The sequence below is a fragment of the Marinilabilia salmonicolor JCM 21150 genome (genome assembly GCF_000259075.1).
In the GTDB taxonomy this organism is placed as follows: Bacteria; Bacteroidota; Bacteroidia; order Bacteroidales; family Marinilabiliaceae; genus Marinilabilia; species Marinilabilia salmonicolor.
In genome coordinates, this window is the sequence record NZ_AJKI01000014.1 from 1 (window position 1) to 25,492 (window position 25,492).

Genomic DNA, 25,492 nt, shown 5'->3' on the forward strand with positions numbered 1-25,492 from the left:
GCCGACCGATGCAGCTTTTGACGCGTTACCTGCAGGAGTTCTTGATGACTTATTGGCAGATCCCACAGGAGATTTAACCGATATTCTACTTTATCACGTAGTTGCTGCTGAAGCTCTGTCCACAAGTCTTTCCGACGGACAAGTCATCACCACCATGCTGGGTAAAGACATTGAGGTGACAATCACCGGCGGAGATGTATTTATCAACGGTGCGCAGGTTACTGTAGCAGATATTGAAACCGATAACGGAGTGGTACACGTGATTGATGCTGTACTTATTCCTCCCACCACAGTTGTGGATGTTATCAACGACAGTCCGGACCATACAACCCTGGAGACAGCTCTGGAGGCCGCTGAACTGGATATTCCTCTGAATCAGACAGGACCATTTACTGTGTTTGCGCCTACCGATGCAGCTTTTGACGCGTTACCTGCAGGAGTTCTTGATGACTTATTGGCAGATCCCGCAGGAGATTTAACCGATATTCTACTTTATCACGTAGTTGCTGCTGAAGCTCTTTCCACCAGTCTTTCCGACGGACAAGTCATCACCACCATGCTGGGTAAAGACATTGAGGTGACAATCACCGGCGGAGATGTATTTATTAACGGTGCGCAGGTTACTGTAGCAGATATTCAAGCCGACAATGGAGTTGTGCATGTGATTGATGCCGTACTGACACCTCCGGTAATAACCGTCTTCGACATTATTTCCGCCAGCGCTGATCATACAACTCTTGAAACTGCCTTGATTGAAGCTCAGCTGGATGATGACCTGCAAGGTGAAGGACCATTCACTGTATTCGCCCCAACCGACGCTGCATTTGATGCATTGCCAGATGGAGTACTCAGTGATCTTCTCAGTGACCCAACAGGCGCTCTCGCAGATGTATTGTTGTACCATGTGGTTGCAGGAACTGCCATGTCAACCAGTTTGAGTGACGGCCAAAACATCACAACCCTGCTTGATGAGGACGTTGTTGTTACACTCTCCGGCGGCGATGTTTATATTAATGACGCTATGGTCACACTGGCAGATATTGAGTCAGATAACGGAGTGGTACATGTCATAAATGTCGTTCTTATTCCCGGCACCAACACCAATACTTCAAATATGCAGGCAAACATGGAAGGAATAAAAATTTTCCCTAATCCTTCTTCCTCTTATTTCAATATTGCTTTTTCAGCGGACAAAGCATCACCAACCTATATGGAAATATTCAACATTCTCGGCCAGAAAGTATTTGCCAGAGATTTCGGAATTTTGCCTGCCGGACAACACTCTTTTAATCAAACCTTAAACGGTTTTGACAGCGGTGCTTATTTTGTGATCATCACCTCAGATGATAACAGGTATGTATCCAAATTAAAAATCATCAAATAAAAGAAAAAATTTATAACTAAAAGGAGGGGAATGGAAACGTTCACCTCCTTTTTTGCTGCAAAAAAACAAAAGCAAGGCCTGCATGCACTTATTTTTTTTGCAAGATGCAGACCCCATAAGGGCTAGTAGTGCGACAATTACTAAATTCATTCACTAATTTCAGGCGCTTTTTTCCTTTCTGCTTCGTTAGGGCTTTTAACCATAGCTAAGGCTATGCTTAACAAACCCCGCCTTGCATAAAGAAAAAAATCACATAAAATTCAAGTAAACCAATTTAATAAATATCACACTAGATCATAAGACATTGATTCTACTATATCGATATTCATCACAAACTACCCCGTTTTTTATCAGAGCTTTCCGAAATGTACATTCCAGCTGAAACCCGGCTTTTTCAAGGACGCGCTGAGACCCCTTGTTATAGTCAAAGACTCCCGTGAATATTCGAATCAGGTTCAGGTGATTGAAGCCATAATCGACCATACGCTTCACCGCTTCAGTCATAATTCCCTTTCCCCAGAAAGGCTCTCCGAGCCAGTAACCAATCTCAGCCGAAATACGATACACATCCTTTTGCGGCACCAACCCCACAACTCCTGCCAGCTGTCCTTCATACTCTACCACAAAGGTATATTGAGAATCTTCTTTTCGGCAAATTAAAATAAAGTCGCGTGCATCCTGCTCTGAATATGGATGAGGAACAAAATCCCGGATGTTATTCCAGATCTTTTTATTGTTTAGAAGCCGGGCCAGCACTGGGGCATCCTCTTCCCGAAAGGGCCGCAGGCGAATATTTGTTGGGTGGGTATTACCTTTCATGGAATATCATTAAATTCAATAAATTACAAATGCATGATTATTCATAAAAGTAACACTTTTCTCAATTTAATGCGAAAAAAAGAGGTGACCTGCAAGCAAGCCACCTCTTTCCAAAATCAGAGTTGTTATTAATCTGCGGTTTATCTTGGATAACCGGGGTTTTGCGGATAACTGTCTCCAAAGATATCCAACTGTCCCTGAGGAATGGGCCAGCGAACATGATGTGGTTCCCAGTTTTCACGGGCTTCAGTATTATAGGGGGCTTCACCTGCAAATTGAGAAATCTGCGACTCCGATTGTCCGATACGCTTCAGAAATGCCCAGCGGTGTCCTTCCAGTCCCAATTCCCGGGCATGTTCATCCCGGATGTCATCAATGGTTATTGGATCAACGCGTTCAGGATTACCTGCACGCATCCAGGTCTTGTTATACCATTCAAGTGCTTTTGACATATTTCCGTCCATCAGGTATGCCTCTGCAGTATGGATACATGTTTGTGCATAACGATACTGCATAACATCTGAAAAACCTTTACTGTCCCATACCGAGTAGGTAGATACATCCTCATATTTTTTCAGACCAACATGCAAAAAACGAAAATCATCCACCGTCTGACCACTTTGGGGGATAACATCCCCTACTTCCAGTCCTGCATCTGAAGCAGCACCTTCACTGGTATAAACATATTCATGACGATAAAATTGATTGTAACGTGCATCGGATTCCTGATCGTATAAACTCAACAGGTAATTATTGGGGAACAACCACCCACGGCCGTGTCCGCCATTCTCCTCAGCATACACCCATCCATTGCGGCGATGGTATTCAGGAACAAAAAGTGCTTTCAAACGATGACCAGAATACCCCCACTGTCCTGCATAATCAGCTCCGCCAAGTCCTTCATGATAGTACCATACAGCAATTGCTTCAGGGTGTTCACTATAGTCAGTTCCTTCAAATACATTATCAATGCCTACAAGTTCGTATGCACCTGACTGTGCCATAGCTTCTCCCTGGGCAATGGCCTCATCCCAGTCTGCCATCCATAAGGCTGCAAGTAACCGGACATGGCGGGCAGCCCCTTTGGTAATCCGGCCTGGCTCCCCTCGATCAGTAACATCTAAGACGGCAATCGCATCATCCAAATCAGAAGTAATAACCTCAAAGATATCTTCTTTGGATGCAGGACTATAGTTTCTCTCTGAATTGATATTTTCTGGAGTTACAGCCGTGGTATTGAGAAAAATATTCTCGAACCTTTCGTAAAGAAAAAGGTAAGATTGTGCGCGGAAATATTTTGCTTCTGCAATGGCTCTTTGAGCAGCCGGCGCATCTGACTCCAGTTGTTCTCCATAATATATTATCTCATTGGCTTTACCTATGATCCCGTAATAAAGATCCCAATAACGTTGATGATAACGGTAGGTATTAATCTCCTGCGGACGATAAAACGCATAAGCTGCTGAACCGGTAGGCCCTTCCCTACTTGCCTCAATGTCTGTTCCGCGCACGATACCCGCAAACATCTCACTGTCATTATTAAATCCTGCGCGCAACAATTGTCTGTTCAGGTAATACAGGCCAACTGATGCATTCGCAAGACCTTCAGGGGTATTGTAGATGGCATCAACGGTCAGTTTGGTTTCATGTTCTTCCTCAAGCCAGTCTTCACTGCAGGAAGTGGTAAAAACACTTCCAACTAAAAGACCGAGTATCACAAATATATTCGATGGTCTCATAATTCTTCGTTTTTATAATAAATTGGTTTTCTGATCAGGATTTATTAGAAATTAAGGTTTACCCCAAATTGAACAGTCTTGGGCTCCGGATAAGAACCGGCACCATGCTCAGGTCCGTATGACAAATAGTCAGTGACCGTCCAGAAGTTTGTAAGAGAGGTAAACACCCTCAAGTTACTGATTCCAACCCTTTCAAGGATTGTTTGCGGTAATGAATAACCTAATGTTGCATTGCGAAGTCGGAAGTAAGATGCATCCTGATATTGAATGGTCGAAATATTATAGATATACGACAACTGAGGACGCGGCATTGTATTCGAAGGATTCTCCGGTGTCCAGTATCCCACATCCATTGCATTAGATGATCCGCCTCCCAGGCCTCCTCCATAATTGGAGTTGTATCGGTAGCCACCATATCTCCAGAAGAAATCCAGGCTCAAATCAAACCCTTTAAATTCCATCTCCGAGGTAAATGAAGCTATAAACTTAGGATCACGTTCATAGATAATTTTATCATCCGAATCAATCTCACCATTTTCGTCAATATCGGCAACACGGATATCTCCGGGTTTTGCATCAGGCATATAGGAGTTTGCAATATCATCATCTTCCTGCCAGATGCCATCAAACTTGTAGTCGTGATAAACATTTACAGGTTCCCCTATAAACCAATTATTATTGACATCATCTATGGGATTTCCCTCTTCGTCCAACTCACCATTGATTTTGATTATCTCATTGCGGTTTTGAGAATAATTTAAGTTCACATTCCAATTGAACTCCCGATTCCGCAACACATCATAATTGACAGACAACTCAAACCCCTTATTGCGAACTTCTCCCAGGTTATCGTACATTCTTGTATATCCCAACGAGGCGTCAATACTGCGGTTTACAATAAGATCCTTCGTGTTGGTCACATACATCTCAGCATCCAAGGTCAGGCGGTTTTCAAAAACCCCCAACTCCAGACCAAAGTTCTGTGATTCGGAAACCTCCCATTTCAAATTGGGATTGTATAGTTCACCTGATGGAAGGGCCGCATAACTGGGATCATTATTCCCGAATTTATAGAAATACTCATTAACAACCCCTAATGTACGATAAGGAGAGACTGCCTGGTTGCCCACCTGTCCGTAGCTAAAACGAAGTTTGGCATTGGAGAGCCAGGTCAGATCGGCCATGAAATCTTCGCGATGCAAAAGCCACCCTGCAGCAAAAGAGGGCAAGTAAGCCCATTTATTATTTTCTCCAAATACAGATGAACCATCAGCACGCATAGTGAAAGACAACATATATTTGTCCTGAAGATTATAGTTTGCACGTCCCATAAAAGACTGGATCTTCCTGTCGCTGATATTCATCGAAGGTTGTCCCGGTTCCAGCGCTCCACCAATACCATTGGCACCAAACATATCCGTAGGGAAATTGGTGGCTCCCACAGACAGCGTTTCATTCCTAAGCTGATTAGCACTCTGCAAGAGGGTTAGATCCAATTTCCCAAAGCGATCAGTTTCAAGATTGTACTTCAATATATTTTCAACCAAAATGTCAATCCTTCGGGGTTCTGACAGATTCCCTGTTCCATCGGTGTTGGAACCTATCTGATGAAGAGAAGAACGATAGACCTCATTACTTCCAAACCTGCCATTTAAACTGGTATTAAGCCTGTATGTCAGATTTGGCAATATTTTCCAGTCAGCAAAAACATTGACAAGGTATTGGTGCTGTTTTTCATTGTGAAAGTACTCTTTGTTATTCCAAAGCGGATTGTTTTGTCCTCCATCTCCAACAACCTGAACCAGTTCTCCATTCTCATCGTAAGGACTGGAAAGCGGAGACATACCGAGGTATCCCTCAATAAATTCCTCTTCAATATCTCTGTCACTATACGTATAGGAGAAATTTGCTCCCACCGAAAGGTTGTCATACATTTCGTAATCCGCGTTTAACCGGGTATTGAATTGTTGATAAGCTGAATTACTAATCATCCCGTCCTGATCAAAAAAACCAAAACTCAGCAACATCTGAGACTTTTCTGTACCAGTGGTCATACTTACGTCATATCTTTGCAAACGTGCATTGTCAATGGCCAGTTCCTCCCAGTCGGTATAATTCTGATTTGCAAGATTGTCCAGCTCATAAGTAGGAAATATCACATCATCCGAAGGATAAGAACCATCTTCCTGACGATATTTCTCACGTTGCAAAGCCACATATCCTTCAGGAGTGTAAAAGTCAAAATTCCGCTTCAGCATCTGAGTGGTATGGGTTGCAGATACACTGATATTCGTTTTTCCTTCTTTTCCTCTTTTGGTCGTCACCAGCACCACTCCATTGGCAGCACGTGCACCATATATAGCAGTAGAAGAGGCATCTTTCAACACCTCCATAGAAGCAATATCCGCAGGGTTGATAAAATTAATGTCCTCAACCGGCACTCCATCCACCACATACAACGGGTTGTTTCCTCCTGAAAGAGAACGGGTACCACGAATACGAATATCAGAAAATTCACCTGGACGACCGGTGGCAGGTATAACCTCCAGACCGGCAACCCGCCCAACCAACATCTGACCAATATCCGTTGTCGGTATCTTCATCATCTGCTCTTCATTGACTGAAGAAATTGCACCGGTAATATCACTCTTCCGCTGAACTCCGTAACCGACAACCACCACTTCATCAAGTCCTATTTCTTCTTCTTCCATGGTTATATTAATATTGCGTTGCCCGTTCACCGGAATTTCCTGAGTTCGCATTCCGATAAAGGAAACAACCAGTGTTCCCCCGGATGGCACTCCTGAAAGCGTATATCTTCCATCCATATCAGAAACAGTACCATCAGATGTATCTTTCACTACAACAGATGCACCCGGAACCGGTTCTCCCTGATTGTCAGTTATCATCCCACTTATCGTAATGCTTTCACCCTGAAGATTGGCCAAGCCATTCTGTGGAATACTCCAAAACATGATACCTGTGGCAAGTACCATAATGATAGTTTTAAAACTCATCGAAACTCTGCACCTTGAGCGATGCAGACTGAGCAATAAGTTGTGTGGTCTTTTTTTCATAACTTTCGCTTTTTATTAAAAGTTTTCTTAATAATCACTGCAGGATATTTTCATCATCAACCATAAGATTTTTCCCGCTTTAAAATTGTACAAGCAAAACTACCGTCTCTCCTTGTTGTTAACAAGAATTAACACCCGTTGAACTTTCGCCACACTTTATTTTTACCACTTCAATAATACGTCACGCCACATTTCCCACTGATACACTGTATTTTAAAAAACTGGGAAAATATTGATTACGTCAACCTAAAAGAGCTTAAAAAGAACAAATTCCTTATATTTGGTTTCAAAATTACCACCAGGGAGTTATGTCTGCACTTATTTTTTTTTTGCTATTCCAGAATACATATTCATGAACAACAAAAAGTTTAAAACAATATTTACCCTTATTTTTCTGCTTTTATCGATTTCCGTCATTGCCGGAAACTTTAAGGGCAACCATCCTCTCCTTGTCAATTACCAACCACGTCAATACCAGGCAGGACGCCAGATATGGGATATCGCTCAGGGAAAAAACGGACTGATGTACTTCGTTGCAGGAGAAATCCTGGAATACGGAGACCACCACTGGCATAGCATTCCCAATGAATCCGGCCACATTCTACGAAGTGTCCATTCATTGTCAGAAGATACGATTCTGGTAGGAGGAAACTATGAATTGGGATTATTTGTAAAAGATAAAATCCCCGGAGTACACCATTACAAGTCATTAACCGAACTTATTTCACAAGAGAACAGAGACTTTGGAGAAATCTGGCAAATAGAAGAGCACAACAACTCCTATTTTCTGCGCGCCGGAAAAGCTGTATTCCAATATACGGGGAACACAGTTCGCACTCTGTCCTATGGCTCCATCGTAGAACACATAGAATTTATCAATGATACCTTATTTGTTCATCTTCAGGAAAAAGGTATAGGCACTTTAACAGATGGAGACTTCACCCCTATCCCCGGAGGTAAGCTATTACAAAATAAATTCGTAAGAGGGATTAAAAGGCTAAACAACGGAAGGTTATTCGTATTTACCCGAGAAAATGGCCTTTTCATTCAGGAAAAAGACACATTAATCAGCTTTAATGTTCCGGTAAATGAAATCATAAAGAAGGTAGGTATTGAAGAGGTATGTAATCTTTCCAGAGACCGGACTGCTATTGGAACAATTAAAGATGGGATTTTTATTATAAACAATTCCGGACAGATTCTTCAACATATCAATAAGCAAAACGGCCTGACCAACAACACAATCTTATCTCTTACAACAGATTACAAGGGAAATCTTTGGGCAGGAATGGATAAGGGAATCGCCTATATGGAAACCAATTCTCCTTTTTCGGTAATCAACTCACCCGATGATATTGGAACCGGTTACGTTGCAGAAATGTTTGATAACAACCTGTATCTGGGGACCAATCAGGGATTGTTCAAGGCTGATACTTACGATTCAAAAGGAGAACTCTCTATCGGAGATGTAATTACTCCGGTTCCCAATACCACAGGACAAGTTTGGTCCCTGAACAAAATCAACGACCGCCTTTACAGCGGGCAACACAATGGAACATTTCTCATAAGTAACAACATGGGAAAGAAAGTTAATTCACTGGAAGGTGTGTGGACTATAAAAACCCTTCAAAGCATCCCCCATCTTCACCTTGCTTCTACATATCGAGGGTTCTTTCTGCTGGAACAAACAAACAATGGCGGACTGGATGTAGTAAAGAAGCTGGAGGTACCTGGTAATTCCCGGGAATTTATAGAGGATGCCTACGGAAATATCTGGCGAACATCCGGGATCAATGAGATCATCCGATTCAGAATACACAAAACTGAATTAAAAGCAATTGACATCAAGAAATATGAACTTATTCACGAAGGAAAAATCCCGGAAAGAATCAAAATACTTGGAACCTACCAAAGACCTGTTTTTGCCACCGATATAGGGATATTCGAGTATGACCAGTCAACCAATCAATTTGTACCCATTGATTTTTTCAATAACATCTTTAAGCCAAATACATCACTTAATGAAATTCTGGAAGATGATTTCAACAGAGTCTGGTATTCGTCCCGCGACGAAATTGGTTATTACTCAGCTGTATTGGGCCAGGTAAGACGTACATTCAAACTCTTCGAAAAAGTCAAAAGAGGCTACACCCATGGCTTTGGATATATCAAAGTACTCAGCGAAACAGATGTTCTTTTTCCATACGAAGAAGGGTTTATTCATTACAACGGGACTCCCAAAATAACGAACAACAAGGAGGAGTTATTCAAGGCTTATATCTCTGACGTAGAAACCCATTCTGCCCCGGAACGATGGATCGACAACAAAGAAAACTCTATCATTATCATTCCCGCCTATAAGCATGCAGAAAATTCCCTGCAGTTTTCTTTCACCTCCAACTCATTTGAAAATCCGGAGGCCGTCGAATACAGTTATATTCTTGATGGGTTCAATTCATCCTGGTCCGATTTTTCAAAGAACACCATTATTAATTTCACCAATCTTAGGGAAGGAGATTATACCCTAAGAGTAAAAGCCCGGGACTTATATGGTTTTGTAGGAAAACCAGCACATTTTCAGTTCAGTGTCCTACCCCCTTTTTACCGTACGGTAGCGGCTTATATCTTTTACACTGTAATTGTGTTATTGAGTCTTGCAACAATGTATATTCTAAGGAAAAAGCAGCTAGTCCGCGAGCGAAACAAAATGGAGCTCCAAAAAAAGGAAGAACTTAAACTCCGGGAACAGGAATTTCAAAAGGAAAGACTCATTGCAAGGGAACGCATAACTCACCTCGAAAACGAAAAATTACAACAGGACCTTAAATACAAAGCACGGGAGTTGTCTAACTCCACCATCAATGTACTCCACAAAAACGAATTACTCCAAAACATAAAACAGGAAATACAACTAATGTCAAGTGAGAAGGATCTGGCTGCCAGAAATAGTAAAATAAAACAACTGATTAGAAACATTGACATCGAACTGGAAAGCAGCAAAGATCTGGAGGTCTTTGACAGTAATCTGAATGCAGTTCACGAGGAATTTGTGGAACGACTTACCACCAGATTTCCGGGACTCACCTCCAATGATATCCGTTTGAGCATATTCCTGAAAATGAATAAAACCACCAAGGAAATAGCCACGTTAATGAATCTTTCCGTGAGAGGAGTGGAAACAAGTCGTTATCGGTTACGAAAAAAGATGGAACTGGACAGAGACGATAATCTCTCAGATGTCATAATGAGCATCTAACCCTCCACACTTATTCCCTCACAGACACCAACTTAATACACTGACGTGTTTTTGACGTATCCCCCGTAATACCCAGGCGTAAAACCCAAGTGTCTTAAAAATTGCTTTGATTTGTTTGCCATTGTATAATTGCAAAACACTTCTCAAATCAAGACGACACAAAAATGGGGAAAAAAATAAAATTCATTCTGATTTTAACAGCCGGGTTAGTCTCCATGCTTCTTTCCACTGCACAAAACAGTGCGTGGGACAATACCAACAACAAGCAATGGCCACTGAACTTTGAAATAGTTCAGATCCAATCATCTGCTGACGGACAATTTCAGAATGCCCGGATATTTAATTCAACAAAAAAGAGTCCCCAACCATTAATTGTTTCGCTACACACCTGGAGTGGCAATTTCAACCAGAAAGATCCGCTGGCCCAGGAAATCATTTTGCGTGACTGGAATTATATACACCCAGACTTCAGAGGTCCAAACAACACACCTCAGTCATGTGCCAGTCGTTTGGCTCTTCAGGACATTGAAGATGCCATTGATTATGCAACAAGCAACATGAATGTGGACATCTCAGAAATCCACATAATAGGTGTTTCTGGAGGAGGACATGCCACATTGGCTGCTTATATGACACTCAATCGTCAAATCAAAAGCTTTAATGCTTGGGTTCCCATTTCCGATGTGGAAGCATGGTACTGGGAGAGTTTAGGTCGAGACCTGAAATATTCATCTGACATCAAAAACATCACCAGTTCTAATGAGATACTGAATAAAACAGAAGCCCGAAAGCGATCGCCACTCTACATGGATTTCAACAAAAATCTTCGCAAAGGAGCATCTCTTCAGATATTTGCAGGGATACACGATGGATACACAGGTTCTGTTCCAATCAGCCATTCCATCCATTTTTTTAACAAAATACTGTCGCAAACAGCCCCGCAATATAAAAATCTGATAATCAGCGACAGCCTCAGTTTGTCCCTGATTACAAAACGCATGAATCAGGACGAACCTGAATCCTTCTTAGGAAAAAGAAAGATTCATCTCAGCAGACAAGCTCCGGAAATAGGACTAACTATCTTTGAAGGAGGACATGAAATGATTGTTCCCCAGGCATTATCCTTAATGCCTGTTTACGGATCGATTAGAAAGGAAAGATATAATATTCTGACCATAGGGGATTCAAATGGAGCTGCTGAGGATGGATGGCCGCAGCAGCTGTCTAAACTATTGCCTTACAGCAAGATCATTAATAAGTCCGTTGCAGGTAATACCATCGGTTTTGATAATCTGAACCGATCAGAACTGAACACACTCAAAAACATTGATCATTTCATAACTGAAACACTGGATTCATTAAAGCAACAATCTCCTGATTTTATAATCATAGAACTGGGAACCAACGACGCCAAACAGGTATTCGCCAAACGTCAAAATGAGGTACCGAAAAACATGTCTTTACTGATAAAGAAAATCAAATCAAACTTTTCTTCAGCACAAAAGAACATCCCGGAAATTATTCTCCTTTCAGCTCCTCCTATGAATAAAGATAAATACGATAAGGAAAAATACGGAGGAGGCAATCAACGATTAAAGAAAAACAATAAATCATTCGAAAAACTGGCAAAAAAACACCAGATAACTTTTCTTAATAATTTCCCCATGTTAAAATCTCAAAACAATGACATTACCAAGGACGGCGTGCACCTAACAGAAAAGGCGCAGTTCGATATTGCTGTCATGATTCGTAAGGCTGTTCTGAAAAAGGATATTGATTTCAAGACGAAATAAAAGAATAAAAATCAAATAAACCACACACAAAATGAAGACTCCAGTTTATCTTATCATTCTAATCACATCTGTTCTGATGTTCTCCTCATGCACTAATAACAATGAGTGGGAGTTGGCATGGGCCGATGAATTCAATTACAAAGGATTGCCCGACTCCACAAAATGGATGTATGAATACGGTCCTCCTTACAAAAACAGAGAAAAACAGTTTTACGAAAAAGAAAACCTCAAATACAGCCGTGTGGAAAACGGCCATCTCATCATTGAGGCCCATAAAGAAAAGCGAGAAGGAGCAGACTATGTTTCAGCAAGTCTGCGTACCAGCGGGAAAAAAGAATTTCTGTATGGAAGGATTGAAGCGCGCCTAAAAATGCCAAAGGGTCGTGGTACATGGCCCGCTTTCTGGATGTTGGGAACAAACATCAAAGATGCAGGTTGGCCGGGCTGTGGCGAGCTGGACATCATGGAATATGTAGGCTATGATCAGGAGGTAGTACATGCCAATATTCACACCACTGCATTCAATCACATGGCTGGCACCAACAAAGGAGACAGCATAAAAGTCAAAAAGCCGTATGACCAATTTCATATTTATGCAATGGAATGGCATAAGGACAAGATTGATTTCTTTGTGGATAACGAGAAGTATTTCACTTTTGAAAAACCTTCCGACAAAGTTGAAGAATGGCCCTTTAACAAACCTCAGTTTCTGATTATCAACCTGGCAATTGGAGGAAACTGGGGTGGAAAACAGGGAATTGATGACAGCCTATTCCCGCATCGTTACTACATAGATTATATACGCTATTACAAAAAAAACAATTAGAGATCTATTCATCTTAATAAATACGCATCACCATGAAACAAATACTCAAAATATCATTGGCAATTTACTTTTCTCTTTTTATAGCTTGCACACCAGCCAAAGAAGAAGCCACCTTCAAGCATCCTGATCCCGAGACCATGGATGAAAATGTCATACTTCCGCCATCATGGGCTTTCGGAGTTCTTTACGGAGGATACACCAATCAGGAAGAGACCATCGAACGCATCCAGGAAATCCAGGCACACGACTATCCCATTGACGGATACTTTATTGACTCCTGGTTTTGGGATTATGAAAATCATGGCAGCGGCCCTGACAAGTACATTGATTTTGTGGCTGATACCATCTCTTATCCCGACCGAGTAGCCCTTTGGTCGTTCATGGAAGACAACAATATCAAAGGCGGGTTCTGGATTTGGGATTGCATCCAAAAAACAGGCAATGAAGAAGCCTTTGAGGATTTTAAGTCAAAGGGATATTTCAGTGACATACACATCAACACAGGATCCTGGCACAATTCAAATACCACCACTGATATGTACCAAGAAGGAGATGATTCCACCCCGCAAACTCCCACAGGAAACATTGACTTTAAGAACCCTGAAGCTGTGGCCTATTTCAAACAACAAATCAAACATTTTTTTGATGAAGGTGCTGATTTCATCAAACTGGATCGCACTGCCGAAATTTCTGTCTGCAAAGCAATGTTTGAAGCCACGCAGGAATTAGGCAAAGAGACTGAAGGCAGAGGCTTTATCATGTCGCATTCCTCACATGGGACTGATTCGGAAGAATTTAAACGTTACCCTACCAAATGGACAGGCGACAGCCGTGGAGATTGGAGTCTGGATAAGCCTACCAAAGAATTCTTTTCCTGGGTACCCAAACACGCCCTGAAGGAAAACATTGAAGCCTATACTGACCCGGATAACCACAAAAGTGCCATTCCCTTCCTGACAATGGACATGGGTGGGTTTCAAATGGGGAAAAAAGTTGAGGTAAGTGAGGAACTGTTTATCCGATGGATGCAATTCGCTATATTCACCCCCATCACCGAACTCTTTACACAACCCGAAAACCCCACATCTAACTTACCATATAAATACTCGGAACGAGCAGACACCCTTTTCAGAAACTACGCCCACCTGAGAATGCAACTATTTCCCTACATCTATTCTTATGCCCATCAAACCAGGCTGACAGGCAAGAATATGATACAAAAGCTTCCCGAATCCATCCACGAATACACCTTTGGCAAAGAGATGATTGTTGCCCCTATTTTCACCCAAGGAGCAACTACCAGGGAAATAAAACTCCCTGCCGGAAACTGGATTCATTTTCAATCAGGAACAAAATACCAGGGGAACCAATCGCATACCGTAGATGCCCCCCTGGAGGAGATTCCGGTTTTTATTAAAGAAGGTGCGATAGTACCTTCCCGCAAATATGCTCCTTCTATAGAAGCAGGAAACAACAAAACCATTGACCTGCATATATTTCCAGGAAGCAACTCCTCATTTTCTCTCATTGAAGATGATGGCACCAGCAATGATTATCTGGAAGGTATTTACGCAAAAACAGAATTGATGCTCGAAAGCGACAGCACCTCCTCTGTATTGACCATACAACCGGTACAAGGTTCTTACAAGGGAATGCCGGAAAAGAGAACATGGAATATCAACATCCATACATCCTCAACAATAAAATCCATCTCACTCAACGGAGAGAAAAGTTCAGGCACCAACCTTACAAAGAACATTTTCTCTTTCAACAGCGATGTAAACAAACTAAACAAAATACAAATTAAACATTAAGGATGATTTAACCCGGGATACTTTTCATCATCAACCAAAAAGAAACACCCCGGAAATCAATTCCGTATGTTTAATAATTTAAAAGCAAAACAATGAAAAGAATCATTTATACAAGTCTTCTGTTCGTCATGAGCATCCTCCTGAACTGGGGATGCTCTTCCACGGGCGGAGGGCCAGACAGAACTTTTAGGCATCCGGCACCGGCCAATCTGGACAGCAACATCATCATTCCTCCAGCCTGGTCCTTTGGGGTACTTTACGGAGGCTACACCAACCAGGAAGAGACCATCGAACGAATAAAAAAAATCAGAGAACATGATTATCCCATTGATGCCTACTGGATAGATTCCTGGTTTTGGAGCTACGACGATCAGGGAATGGGCCCCCATAAATACATCGACTTTGTGGCCGACACCACTGCATATCCTGACAGAGAAGCCATGTGGAGCTTCATGGAAAAACACAATATTAAAGGCGGTTTCTGGGTTTGGGATTGTATCCAGAAAACCGGAAACGAAGAAGCTTTTGAAGACTTCAAAGAAAGAGGTTTCTTCAGAAACATCTACAACAATACCAATCCATGGCACAACAAGAGCACTAGCACAGCCATGCACATCGAAGGAGAAAACGATCAACAAGGAACGCCCACCGGAAATATCGACTTCGAAAACCCGGAGGCCGCAGCCTATTTCAAAAAACGGATGAAACCATTGATGGATGAAGGGGCTGATTTCATCAAGCTGGACAGGACTTCTGCCATTCCGGTCACCCGCACCATGTTTGAAATCACCCAGGAACTGGGACATGAAACAGAAGGCCGTGGATTTATTCTCGCCCACACCGGAGGAATGGACAGTGAGGAATACAAGCGCTATCCGGCCAAATGGACCGATGACACCAGGATGGACTGGACCGTGGAAGAACCAACCAAAGATTTTCATTCGTGGGTTCCCAGAGTAGCGTTCAAGGAAAATATAGCCATGTTCACTGATCCTGATAGCCGCCATAGTGAGGTTCCTTTTATGACACAGGATTTGGGGGGATTCGATATGGGAATCACTGACGAGCTGGATGAAGAGTTGTATCATCGCTGGATGCAGTTTGCAATATTCAGTCCCATCACTGAAGTTTTCACTCAGCCGGAGAATCCAACGGCCAATATGCCCTATAATTATTCAGAAAAAGCAGACAGTCTTTTTAGGAAATATGCTCATCTTCGAATGAAATTATTCCCTTACATCTATTCCTATGCAAAAAGAATGCGTCTGGAATGCCAACACATCATTGGTAAATTTCCCAACCACATTTATCAATACATGTTCGGTGGTCAACTACTGATTGCACCTGTTTACAAACAGGAAGAAATATCCCGCGAGGTTTTCCTTCCACAAGGTACCTGGACAAACTTTTGGAGCGGCGAACAAATAAAAGGGGGACGTACAGTAGAAACGTATGCCCCGACGAGCCAGATTCCTGTATTTGTAAAACAGGGAGCTATTATCCCCATGCGTGAATACGCCTCTTCCATAGAAACAGGATCCAATGATAAATTACATATACATCTCTATCCGGGGGCTGACGGAACCTTCACATTAATTGAAGATGACGGTATCAGTAACGACTACATGGAAGGTATTTATGCCAAAACGGAAATGCACCTGAAAACTAAAGGAAACCAGGCTATCCTGACAATCGATCCGTTATTGGGATACTACGATAATATGCAGGAACAACGTACCTGGATTTTTCACATCCACCATCCGGAGCCATTGGGAGAGATGCTCATCAACGGAGAAAAAATATCATTTTCTAAAAATGGTGAAACAATAGTTTCATCAGAATTTAGCAACAGCAAGTACGAAGAGACACAGGTGGTAATTAATTACTAAGCCCCCTTTCACACACAAAAAGAAACAGGAGGAAATCAGTTGATATTCTTCCTGTTTCTTTATCATATTCTCCCTCATCACCGGATCGATTAAATCCTATCTTTTCACCTTTTGCAAAAAAAGACCCGAGATACTATTGCTCCCGGGTTTTTAGATAAATGTTCATAAATTCACTCTCCCCCCTCATCCGTCATTTCAATATCCATAAAGAAGCTCGCTTCTTCTTGCCATGGAACCAGAGGAGATTCATAAAAATCAATGCCCATGGCTTTCATACGATCCCGGTGTTGACCAAGACGGACTCTGTACTCATCCCATCTCCTGTCTTCGCGTACCGTCCAGCCGATCTCTGCAATCCCGAGAATCCGCGGGAACATCAGATATTCAATATCATCGAGTGTTTCAATGGTTTCAGCCCATAAAGGAGCTTCTACTCCCAAAACATCCACTTTTTCAATTCCCTCGACTAGTGTAACAGGATCCCAGTTGTACGCATCATCCACTTCTGTAAGTCCTGCCCATGTGAGTCCTAACGGGCTATCCTCATTATATTTAATATCCAGATAAGCATGTTTGGATGGCGACATTATTAACTTGGCTCCCTTTTTTGCTCCTTGTAGAGCATTTTTTTCTTTTGCCCAAAATTGAACAATATCTGTCTCATCAATGCCGGCATGAGCCACTTCAACCCAGCCAATCATCGTTTTTCCGTGAGATTTTACAATTTCACGTGCCCGATTCATAAAATATTCATAATCCTCCTGCTCCGTTGAATGAGATTCATCTCCGCCAATATGAAAATATGGGCCGGGAGTAATTTCTGATATTTCACGAATCACATCATCCACAAACTCATATACGACTTCCTTATCGGTACATAAAGTACTGAAACCTACTTTCGTTCCGGCATATAACTCTGTAGCTTTCCCATCACAATTCAATTCAGGATATGAAGCCAGGGCTGCATTGGTATGTCCCGGCATATCAATCTCAGGTACAATAGTAATATGCTTATCTCCTGCATACGCTACAATTTCCTTGTAATCTTCCTTGGTAAAGAAACCTCCTTCACCACCACCAACTTCTGTGCTGCCACCATGAGTTGTCAGGTTAGGCCACGACTCAATCTCAATGCGCCAGCCCTGATCGTCAGACAGATGAAGGTGCAGGGTATTCATTTTGTAGAGTGCAAGATAATCAATAACCCGTTTTACGGTAGGCACATCAAAAAAATGGCGGGCCACATCCAGCATCATTCCCCTGTATTCATATTGCGGCCAATCCCGGATTGTTCCAGTAGGAATCAACACAGGTAACTGAAGTCCACCTGCCTGTTCCACCTGAGCCGTGAGCAATTGTCTGAGGGTTTGAATTCCGTAAAACAAACCTTCTGATGACGAAGCAGTAAGAGTCAGCAAATTCTCCTTTATATCCAACTCATATCCCGAAGGAGGCAAATTCTGATCTGCCTTTGACTGATTAATCAAAATGGTATTGCCAAACCAGGCAGCTTTGTCTCCCTCTTCTACTTCGAAACCAACTCCTGTCGCATTTTTAAGTATTCCGGCCAATCGAAGTGCCTCTTTTTTAAACGCTTCATGTCCCTCTTCTACACGAATGGAGAGCCCTTCATCAACCACAAAAGTCTGATTGGTTGCCACCACCGATTGAGGCTTAGGAATAATACTATTTCTTGTCATATCAGTAGGGGGGTAAGTTTCCTTGCAGGAACTTGTTGTCAACATAAGCACACCCAACAAGAAGGTTGTCAATACAGAATTTCTTAAATCCATAATCATTTTTCTATTTTTACGGTCTGAATACAAATCAGGCTAAAAATAAGATATTATGGTGGTTTTTCCCAATGCAAAAATAAATCTGGGGCTCTATGTAACAGAAAAACGTACAGACGGTTTTCACAATATCGAAACGGTATTTGTCCCGGTTCAAGGTTTCAACGACATACTGGAAGTTCTGGCAAACAATGAGAGCAAAAATGATATTCTTACAACCTCGGGAATCCCCACCGATGCTGCCGCTGACGACAACCTGGTAATGAAAGCGCTGAAGCTAATTCGGAAAGATTTTTTTATCCCTCCACTGAAAATCCATTTGCACAAAAACATTCCTTCGGGCGCCGGACTGGGAGGAGGCTCCTCTGATGCAGCATTCATGCTTCGATTGCTGAACGACCAGTTTCATCTGAAACTCCGAAGTGACCAACTGGAAGAAAAAGCTGCTACCCTGGGGGCCGATTGTGCTTTTTTTGTGCGTAATCATCCGGTTTTTGCCGAAGGTGTTGGCAATGAATTCAGCCGGACAGAGGTAACCTTAAAGGATTTGTGGATCATGCTGGTGATTCCCCCCATCCACCTTTCCACCCCTGCAGCCTACAAAAATATTACACCCAAACAACCGGAAAAATCTTTGAAAGAGATCCTGAAGATGGAAACAGGTGGCTGGCCGCAAAACCTCATCAATGATTTTGAACAAAATGCCTTTCAAAATCATCCTAAACTGATGGAAATAAAAAAACGTTTGTACGACCAAGGAGCCGTGTATGCAGCCATGTCGGGCAGTGGATCGGCAATGTTCGGATTGTTTGAAGCAAAGCCTGCAATTGAATGGTCAGAGGATTACAAAGTATGGACAGGAGAGATGAGACAGAATGAAGAGAGGAAAGGTTAAGGCTGAGGTTAAGAAATAAACTTAGGCTGAGATTAAGGTTAGGAATGAGGAGAAGTATGAGAAGATATTTACCAATTAAGCCAACAGACCCGGGAATCCGGTTTGTAGAAATAATTCAGTTGAGATTATTCAGAAAAATCCGGCACCAAGCCAAAAGTATTGTTTAAAAATGGGCAAAACCCCGAACAACAGCAGGAAAGTCTCCCATCTCAACGGTAATCTCAGCCTCAGCCTAAACCTCAACCTTCTCCTTCTCTCCTCAATACTTCGCTACCAGCGGCATACGGCGTCCCACGCCAAAGGCCTTCCCGGAAACCCGGAGAACCGGGGCAGTCTGAAAACGCTTGTATTCATTGAAATTGACCAATCGAACAGCCTTACGCACCACTTCCTCATCAAAACCTTCTTCAACAATGCTTTGGGGAGAACGATTCAACTCAATATATCGGAACAACACTTTATCCAGCACATCGTAATCAGGAAGAGAATCTGAATCTTTCTGGTCGGGCCGCAACTCAGCCGAAGGGGGCTTTACAATGGTATTTTCAGGAACCATCTCCCCTTCTTTATTGAGATATCTTGCCAGTTTGAATACATCAGTTTTGTAAACATCTCCAAGCACACTGAGGCCACCGTTCATGTCACCATATAAGGTACCATAGCCCACCGCAGCCTCACTCTTATTTGAGGTATTGAGCAGAATATGCCCAAACTTATTGGAATAGGCCATCAGCAACAATCCCCTGATTCGGGCCTGAATATTCTCTTCGGTAACATCAGCCTCACGCTCATCAAAAACAGGCCCCATAGCATTCTCCACACTTTGGTAAACATCCTTGATAGCTACGGTGTGCGTACCTATTCCCAAATTGGAGGCCAAATCTTTTGCGTCGCTCACACTGTGGCCGGAACTATACTGAGAGGGCAACAAAATACCATGGACATTTTCAGAACCTAGTGCTTTTACGGCCAGTGCTGCCGTCACTGCTGAATCAATTCCCCCCGAAAGACCAATAACCGCTTTTTTCAATCCGGATTTTTGAAAATAGTCACGAATCCCCAAAATAATCCCGTCATGAATCAATTTTATCGGATCGGTCTCAAACAGATTATCCGAAGCTACATCATCAATGCTATCGGTTTCCACATCCACAACACCTTCCTTGAAAGTGGGAATTCTGTGCGTGATGTTTCCTTCACTGTTGACCATCATGGAGCCACCGTCAAATATCAGTTCAGTATTGGCCCCAATCTGATTGACATAGGCCACCGGGACACGGTACTCGGCTGCTTTTTTGCAAACCACCTGCTTTCGAACATTTTCCTGATGATAAGAAAATGGAGATGCCGCAATATTCACCATGAAATCGGGTTTCAGGGCTGCAAGCTTCTGCATCGGAGAAAGCGTATAAAGATTATTTCGTGCAAAAGCAGCCGAAACAGGTTGATCATCCCATAAATCCTCACAAATAGTCAATGCTATCCGTTTACCCTTATAATTTACCACCCTAAAATCCTGATTGGCCTGAAAATAACGATACTCATCAAAAACATCGTAATTGGGCAACAAAGTCTTGTGAATGGTCTCTTTTACAACTCCGTCGGCCAGGAAATAAGCAGAATTGTGCAATTGTTTACCACGAGCCTGTGGGTTGATACTCGGACCTCCCACCACCGCAGCAATTCCCTGACAGTGTCTGGCTATACCGTGAATGGCTGCAATGGCTCCTTCAACAAACTCCTGCCGGGTCAGCAGATCCAGCGGAGGGTATCCACAAACAGCAAGTTCTGAAAAGGCCACCATATCAATGCCCCGCTCTTTAGCTTCCTCAATGTGCGCAATTATTTTGTTACTGTTCTCTTCGTAATTCCCAATGTGATAATTTAACTGTACCAGCGCCAGTTTCATATTATTCAATTTTTAAAATAGATGTGTAATTAGTGTCTGTCCATAAAGTACCATTTACTGCGTTACGCTTGTCCGAAAATTACTCATTTACGAAAAGTAAACTCCGTATTTTCGGACTTCGCAAGCCTTGTAACTGGCACTTTCTGTACAGACACAAGCCTAAAAACAGAATTTGCTTAGTTTATAGACAGGCACTAATCAGGGCCCGCTAAAAAAGTCAAAAGGACATAATTTGCATGCCGACAAATCGAAGATGTATTGGAATACTTCGAGATTTTGTCGGTGAAGTAAATTTTGTTCTTTTGACCAGCAATTTTTCTGTTTTCAAGTGCAAGGTTATTTCTATGTTGCGTCAAAAACCTTGCAACTTAATTGATTTTAATTATTGTGACAAACTGCTAATCATCGACTTGTGCGTTTTTCAGCAGCCCCTACTTGTTGATTTTATCTTAGCTCGCTTTATCCATATAACAGCTAAAATGCAAACAGGGTTAAGACCTGAGAGCAATAGCCCGGGGACAACTCCACCCTCTCATTATTTGGTGGCATCGCGACCAATAATGAGAGGGGAAGGAATTCCTTAAAACGGATCAAAAAATAAACCCGATTTCAAATACCAGTCTGCCAAGGGTAGTTTTATCATCAAAATAAGGTTCGTCGGTAATATCAAGAAACCCATTATGATAGGTCAGTCCAAACATAAACGCATTGGAGCCCCCGATGGAATATTCCACTCCCCCGCCAAGATGGTAACCCAAATCGAATAACCGAACCTGCTCATTGATATTATTATCGTTATCATCTTTTGCTTCTATGTTTATTTGAGGACTTAACCCAAAACGACCATAAATATTAAACCTTCTGAAATCATTGGAGCGAAGTTTCAACCCTAAAGGGATCTCCAGGTAGCGCAACTTATAGTCTTTATCGCCCAGTGCCGGCTCGGGAATATCGGCATTTTCAACATCTGAATATTTCAGCTTACCCCCGGTAGTGTTGATAGTCAGACCGGTGGAAAAGGCATAATTATCTGCAAAAAAACGGTCCAAAACTATTCCGAAATTATAGCCACCCCGACTACCTCTTGACTCTGCTCCATCCACATCGGGTCGAAGCCACGAAAACTGAGGTTCCACAACAAATGATAACCGAATAGTATTGGCATCCTGCCCTTTTACCGAACTCAGCAGGATCAGAATAAGTCCCAGACTAAAAACTATTTTCTTCATAAGATTTTTCTTTTATCGGGTAAAACAGAAATTGAACTCTGTACAACAATTCACGTTAAAATTAATATCTTAGCAACTATTATTCCAATAATCAACCGTAAAGATAAGTCAAATCACCCACTTTTACCGTAAAGAGCAATTTCGCATGAAGATTTTACAGTTTCTGTTTTTTTCAGCACTCATATTTTCAGCCGGTTGTAGCAACCTCTCCCCGGCCCCTGATGTTTCACACATTCAGGTGAATTTTGAATTGATTCCGTTTTATGAAGATCTCTTCTCTATTCACCCCGATAGTGTAGCAGAGAACACATCAGCACTCAAAGAGAAATACGGAAAATACCTGGAAGCATACAGTGAGGGTGTAATAAATGTGGGAAATCCTGACTCAAAAGATTTTGCTCAAAACATGTCCCGATTCCTGGCCTATCCTCCAAATAAGGAGGTTGTTGACACCTGTCGTAAAGTATTCTCAGATAAAAAATCACTCAAAGATGATTTGTCAAAAGCCTTTCAGTATTACCAATACTATTATCCCGAGCGCGAAGTCCCGGATGTCTATCTGCATATTTCAGGATTCAACGAATCTATGGTGGTAGATTCAGGCTGGATATCTGTAAGCGTGGAAAAATACCTCGGCAGTAATTGCCAGTTTTATGAATGGCTGGGCACTCAGCAATATCTACGCAACCGGATGATACCGGAAATGGTGGTTCCCGACGTTATGAAAGCACTGGCAATGACAGAATATGCCTACAACGACTCCATCGATGATCTTATCAGCCAGATGATTTACCATGGCAAAATGCTGCACTTTGTTAAACGTACCATTCCGGAAATTCCGGACACCCTGCTGTTTGGTTATACCACCAGAGAAATGAACTGGAGCAGAAAAAACGAGGCTTTTATGTGGTCCACCATTGTTGAGCAAAAACACCTCTTCTCCACTGATCCCATGTTGATCAGGAAATATGTTGGTGAAGGGCCTTTCACAAGTTTCTTTGGACAGGAATCACCCGGCAGAACAGGCCGTTTTCTTGGATACCAGCTCATGAAATCCTGGCTTGAAGAACACCCTGAAGCATCTTTTCGTGACATGATGTCACAAACCGACCCTCACCGAATACTTGCCAAAGCCGGATATCGTCCGTGATTAAATCATGACCATATGGAAGTGAAATCAACAGTAAAGATTGGAATTCTCCAATTCGATCCCGTTCCCGGGGATATAAAAGCCAACATAAAGAAAATTGACCGGTTATTTGAGACAGTTCAGGATGCCGACATTCTTGTATTGCCGGAACTGGCATCCTCAGGTTATAATTTCAAATCCAAAGAGGAAGCATTTAATTCTTCGGAATCAATCAGCGACAGTCTTTTTATAGATTTTCTTATTCAAAAAGCGAAAGAACTCAACACATGGTTTGTTTCCGGAATTAATGAACGGGAGAACAACAAACTGTACAACAGCGCAGTATTGATAAGCCCTGATGGACTGGAAGGTATTTACCGCAAGATGCACCTCTTCAACAGGGAGAAATTATTTTTTGAACCGGGAAACACGGGATTACCCATTTTCGAAACACCCTTTGGCTTGGTCGGAATTTTAATTTGCTTCGATTGGATGTTTCCGGAACTTTGGCGTGTCCTGGCGCTCAAAGGAGCACAAATCATTTGTCATCCATCCAACCTGGTGCTTCCGTTCTGTCAATCGGCCATTCCCGGATATGCACTGACCAACCGGATCTTTATTGCCACCGCAAACAGAGTGGGAACAGAAAGAGACCTCACCTTTACGGGACAATCAGTATTGGTAAATCCCAATGGCGAGTACCTTCTTCGTGGCGACCATAGAAATGAAGAAGTTCTGACTGCTGACATAAATCCGGAATTGGCAGAAAACAAACAAATGACTCTCCTGAATGATGCTTTTGATGACAGACGAACTGACTTTTACTCAATTGAAGTCAATGAAGACCATGAAACCATGAAAAGAGAAAAGAAAATCCTGAGGAAGAAAATTCAGAAAAGAAAAAAACAATACAACGAAGATCAACTCAAAACCATCGGCCAGGATGCAATGGCACAACTGGAAGACACAAAAGAATTCAAAGAAGCAAAAACCATATTTATTTACTGGTCGCTTCCAGATGAAGTGCCGACACACGAATTAATAGAAAAATACAGAAAAGAAAAAAGATTTATCCTGCCCCGCGTAGTAGGAGATTTCCTGGAACTTCGTGAATTCACCGGCATTGAATCATTGGAACAAGGAAACTCCTTTGGAATTCAGGAACCAACAGGCCCTGTTTTTTCGGACTTTACTTCCATCGACTTGGCCGTCATTCCGGGACTGGCATTTACCCGCAACGGACACAGACTTGGTAGGGGAGGCGGCTATTACGACCGGACACTCCCCTTTCTGGAAAATGCCACAAAAACCGGAGTTGCATTTCCGTTTCAGATGGTTGCCAGAGTTCCTTTTGACACGCACGACATACCTTTAGATAAAGTAATCGCAGCCCATAAAACCCACTAACTAAAAAAGCCTGTTCACTTCTTTGCGAACAGGCTTTTCTTATCCTTTATAAAACCTTATGCAGGATGAATGGCCTCCGTGGGGCAAACATCAGCACAAGAACCACAATCGGTACACAACTCGGGATCAATTTTATAGATCTCACCTTCAGAGATAGCATCAACAGGACACTCATCAATGCAGGTACCGCAAGCAATACAATCGTCGTTAATTACGTATGCCATTTTTCTTTCTTTTTAATGATTAGATGATTTTTCAGAAACAAAATTATCTGCTTTTTTCCTTTAAAAAAAAAGAAACCTGTCTAAATAAGGTTATTTGTACATGTTTTAAATAATATACTCCCTTAACTCCTTGGCTGAATAACAAATACCCTCCAATCCCTATGAGTCTTCAAGGTTTAAAATATCCTCTTTAACCTCACACCTCAAAAACCTCACAATCAACCCTTCACGCAATTCAAAGGCAATTACCTTGTAATCATTAACGAAAGAGTTTATCTCAAAGATATCGTAATACCGAAAATACTGGAA

At 42.1% G+C, this 25,492-nt stretch carries 16 protein-coding genes; 9 read left to right on the forward strand and 7 right to left on the reverse strand.

What is annotated here, in order from left to right; genetic code table 11:
* Nucleotides 1-1,384 (forward strand): fasciclin domain-containing protein (locus tag W7W_RS21965; protein ID WP_010663505.1); only part of this gene is annotated, 1,384 nt, incomplete at its 5' end.
* Nucleotides 1,385-1,678: 294 nt separating this feature from the next.
* Here W7W_RS21965 and W7W_RS0109275 read toward each other — a convergent pair.
* From W7W_RS0109275 to W7W_RS0109285, 3 genes are all read right to left on the reverse strand, one after another.
* On the reverse strand, nt 1,679-2,203 hold the full coding sequence (locus W7W_RS0109275) for a GNAT family N-acetyltransferase (RefSeq protein ID WP_010663506.1): 525 nt from the start codon (nt 2,201-2,203) through the stop codon (nt 1,679-1,681).
* 140 nt (nt 2,204-2,343) lie between these two features.
* Nucleotides 2,344-3,942, reverse strand: coding sequence for a RagB/SusD family nutrient uptake outer membrane protein (locus W7W_RS0109280; protein ID WP_010663507.1), 1,599 nt, complete (start codon nt 3,940-3,942; stop codon nt 2,344-2,346).
* 44 nt (nt 3,943-3,986) lie between these two features.
* Nucleotides 3,987-7,019: a SusC/RagA family TonB-linked outer membrane protein gene (locus W7W_RS0109285; protein ID WP_081485167.1), complete on the reverse strand. Its 3,033-nt coding sequence runs from the start codon at nt 7,017-7,019 to the stop codon at nt 3,987-3,989.
* Between the two features lie 352 nt (nt 7,020-7,371).
* On the opposite strand from W7W_RS0109285, the gene W7W_RS0109290 reads away from it, so the two are divergent.
* The 5 genes from W7W_RS0109290 to W7W_RS0109310 all read left to right on the forward strand — a co-directional run bounded on the left by W7W_RS0109290 (nt 7,372) and on the right by W7W_RS0109310 (nt 16,597).
* Entirely contained in the window at nt 7,372-10,275 is a 2,904-nt protein-coding gene (locus W7W_RS0109290) for a triple tyrosine motif-containing protein (protein WP_010663509.1), read from the forward strand.
* 164 nt (nt 10,276-10,439) lie between these two features.
* Nucleotides 10,440-12,068 carry an SGNH/GDSL hydrolase family protein gene (locus tag W7W_RS0109295; protein ID WP_010663510.1) on the forward strand — a complete coding sequence of 543 codons (1,629 nt, stop codon included), beginning with the start codon at nt 10,440-10,442 and terminating at the stop codon, nt 12,066-12,068.
* Between the two features lie 31 nt (nt 12,069-12,099).
* The gene (locus tag W7W_RS0109300; RefSeq protein ID WP_010663511.1) at nt 12,100-12,894 is read left to right on the forward strand and encodes a glycoside hydrolase family 16 protein; all 795 of its coding nucleotides are present in this window, start codon (nt 12,100-12,102) and stop codon (nt 12,892-12,894) included.
* A gap of 32 nt (nt 12,895-12,926) precedes the next feature.
* Entirely contained in the window at nt 12,927-14,708 is a 1,782-nt protein-coding gene (locus W7W_RS0109305) for a glycoside hydrolase family 31 protein (RefSeq protein WP_010663512.1), read from the forward strand.
* Nucleotides 14,709-14,800: 92 nt separating this feature from the next.
* Nucleotides 14,801-16,597, forward strand: a complete 1,797-nt coding sequence (locus W7W_RS0109310) for a glycoside hydrolase family 31 protein (RefSeq protein ID WP_010663513.1) — start codon at nt 14,801-14,803, stop codon at nt 16,595-16,597.
* A gap of 170 nt (nt 16,598-16,767) precedes the next feature.
* Here the strand turns inward: W7W_RS0109310 and W7W_RS0109315 are convergent, their stop codons facing one another.
* Nucleotides 16,768-18,297: a beta-N-acetylhexosaminidase gene (locus W7W_RS0109315; protein ID WP_234408530.1), complete on the reverse strand. Its 1,530-nt coding sequence runs from the start codon at nt 18,295-18,297 to the stop codon at nt 16,768-16,770.
* Nucleotides 18,298-18,445: 148 nt separating this feature from the next.
* Between W7W_RS0109315 and ispE the strand changes: the two genes are divergently transcribed.
* On the forward strand, nt 18,446-19,285 hold the full coding sequence (gene ispE / locus W7W_RS0109320) for a 4-(cytidine 5'-diphospho)-2-C-methyl-D-erythritol kinase (RefSeq protein ID WP_010663515.1): 840 nt from the start codon (nt 18,446-18,448) through the stop codon (nt 19,283-19,285).
* A 259-nt stretch (nt 19,286-19,544) separates the two neighbouring features.
* Here the strand turns inward: ispE and W7W_RS0109325 are convergent, their stop codons facing one another.
* Together W7W_RS0109325 and W7W_RS0109335 are read right to left on the reverse strand one after the other, a co-directional pair.
* Entirely contained in the window at nt 19,545-21,194 is a 1,650-nt protein-coding gene (locus W7W_RS0109325; RefSeq protein WP_010663516.1) for an NAD+ synthase, read from the reverse strand.
* A gap of 590 nt (nt 21,195-21,784) precedes the next feature.
* Nucleotides 21,785-22,423: a porin family protein gene (locus tag W7W_RS0109335; RefSeq protein WP_010663518.1), complete on the reverse strand. Its 639-nt coding sequence runs from the start codon at nt 22,421-22,423 to the stop codon at nt 21,785-21,787.
* 145 nt (nt 22,424-22,568) lie between these two features.
* Here W7W_RS0109335 and gldB point away from each other — a divergent pair, with 145 nt between their 5' ends.
* Complete coding sequence (gene gldB / locus W7W_RS0109340) at nt 22,569-23,573, forward strand: gliding motility lipoprotein GldB (RefSeq protein WP_010663519.1); 1,005 nt, start codon at nt 22,569-22,571, stop codon at nt 23,571-23,573.
* 15 nt (nt 23,574-23,588) lie between these two features.
* Nucleotides 23,589-24,959 carry a 5-formyltetrahydrofolate cyclo-ligase gene (locus W7W_RS0109345; protein ID WP_010663520.1) on the forward strand — a complete coding sequence of 457 codons (1,371 nt, stop codon included), beginning with the start codon at nt 23,589-23,591 and terminating at the stop codon, nt 24,957-24,959.
* A gap of 56 nt (nt 24,960-25,015) precedes the next feature.
* Here the strand turns inward: W7W_RS0109345 and W7W_RS0109350 are convergent, their stop codons facing one another.
* Nucleotides 25,016-25,183, reverse strand: a complete 168-nt coding sequence (locus tag W7W_RS0109350; protein WP_010663521.1) for a DUF362 domain-containing protein — start codon at nt 25,181-25,183, stop codon at nt 25,016-25,018.
* Between the last annotated feature and the right edge of the window lie 309 nt (nt 25,184-25,492).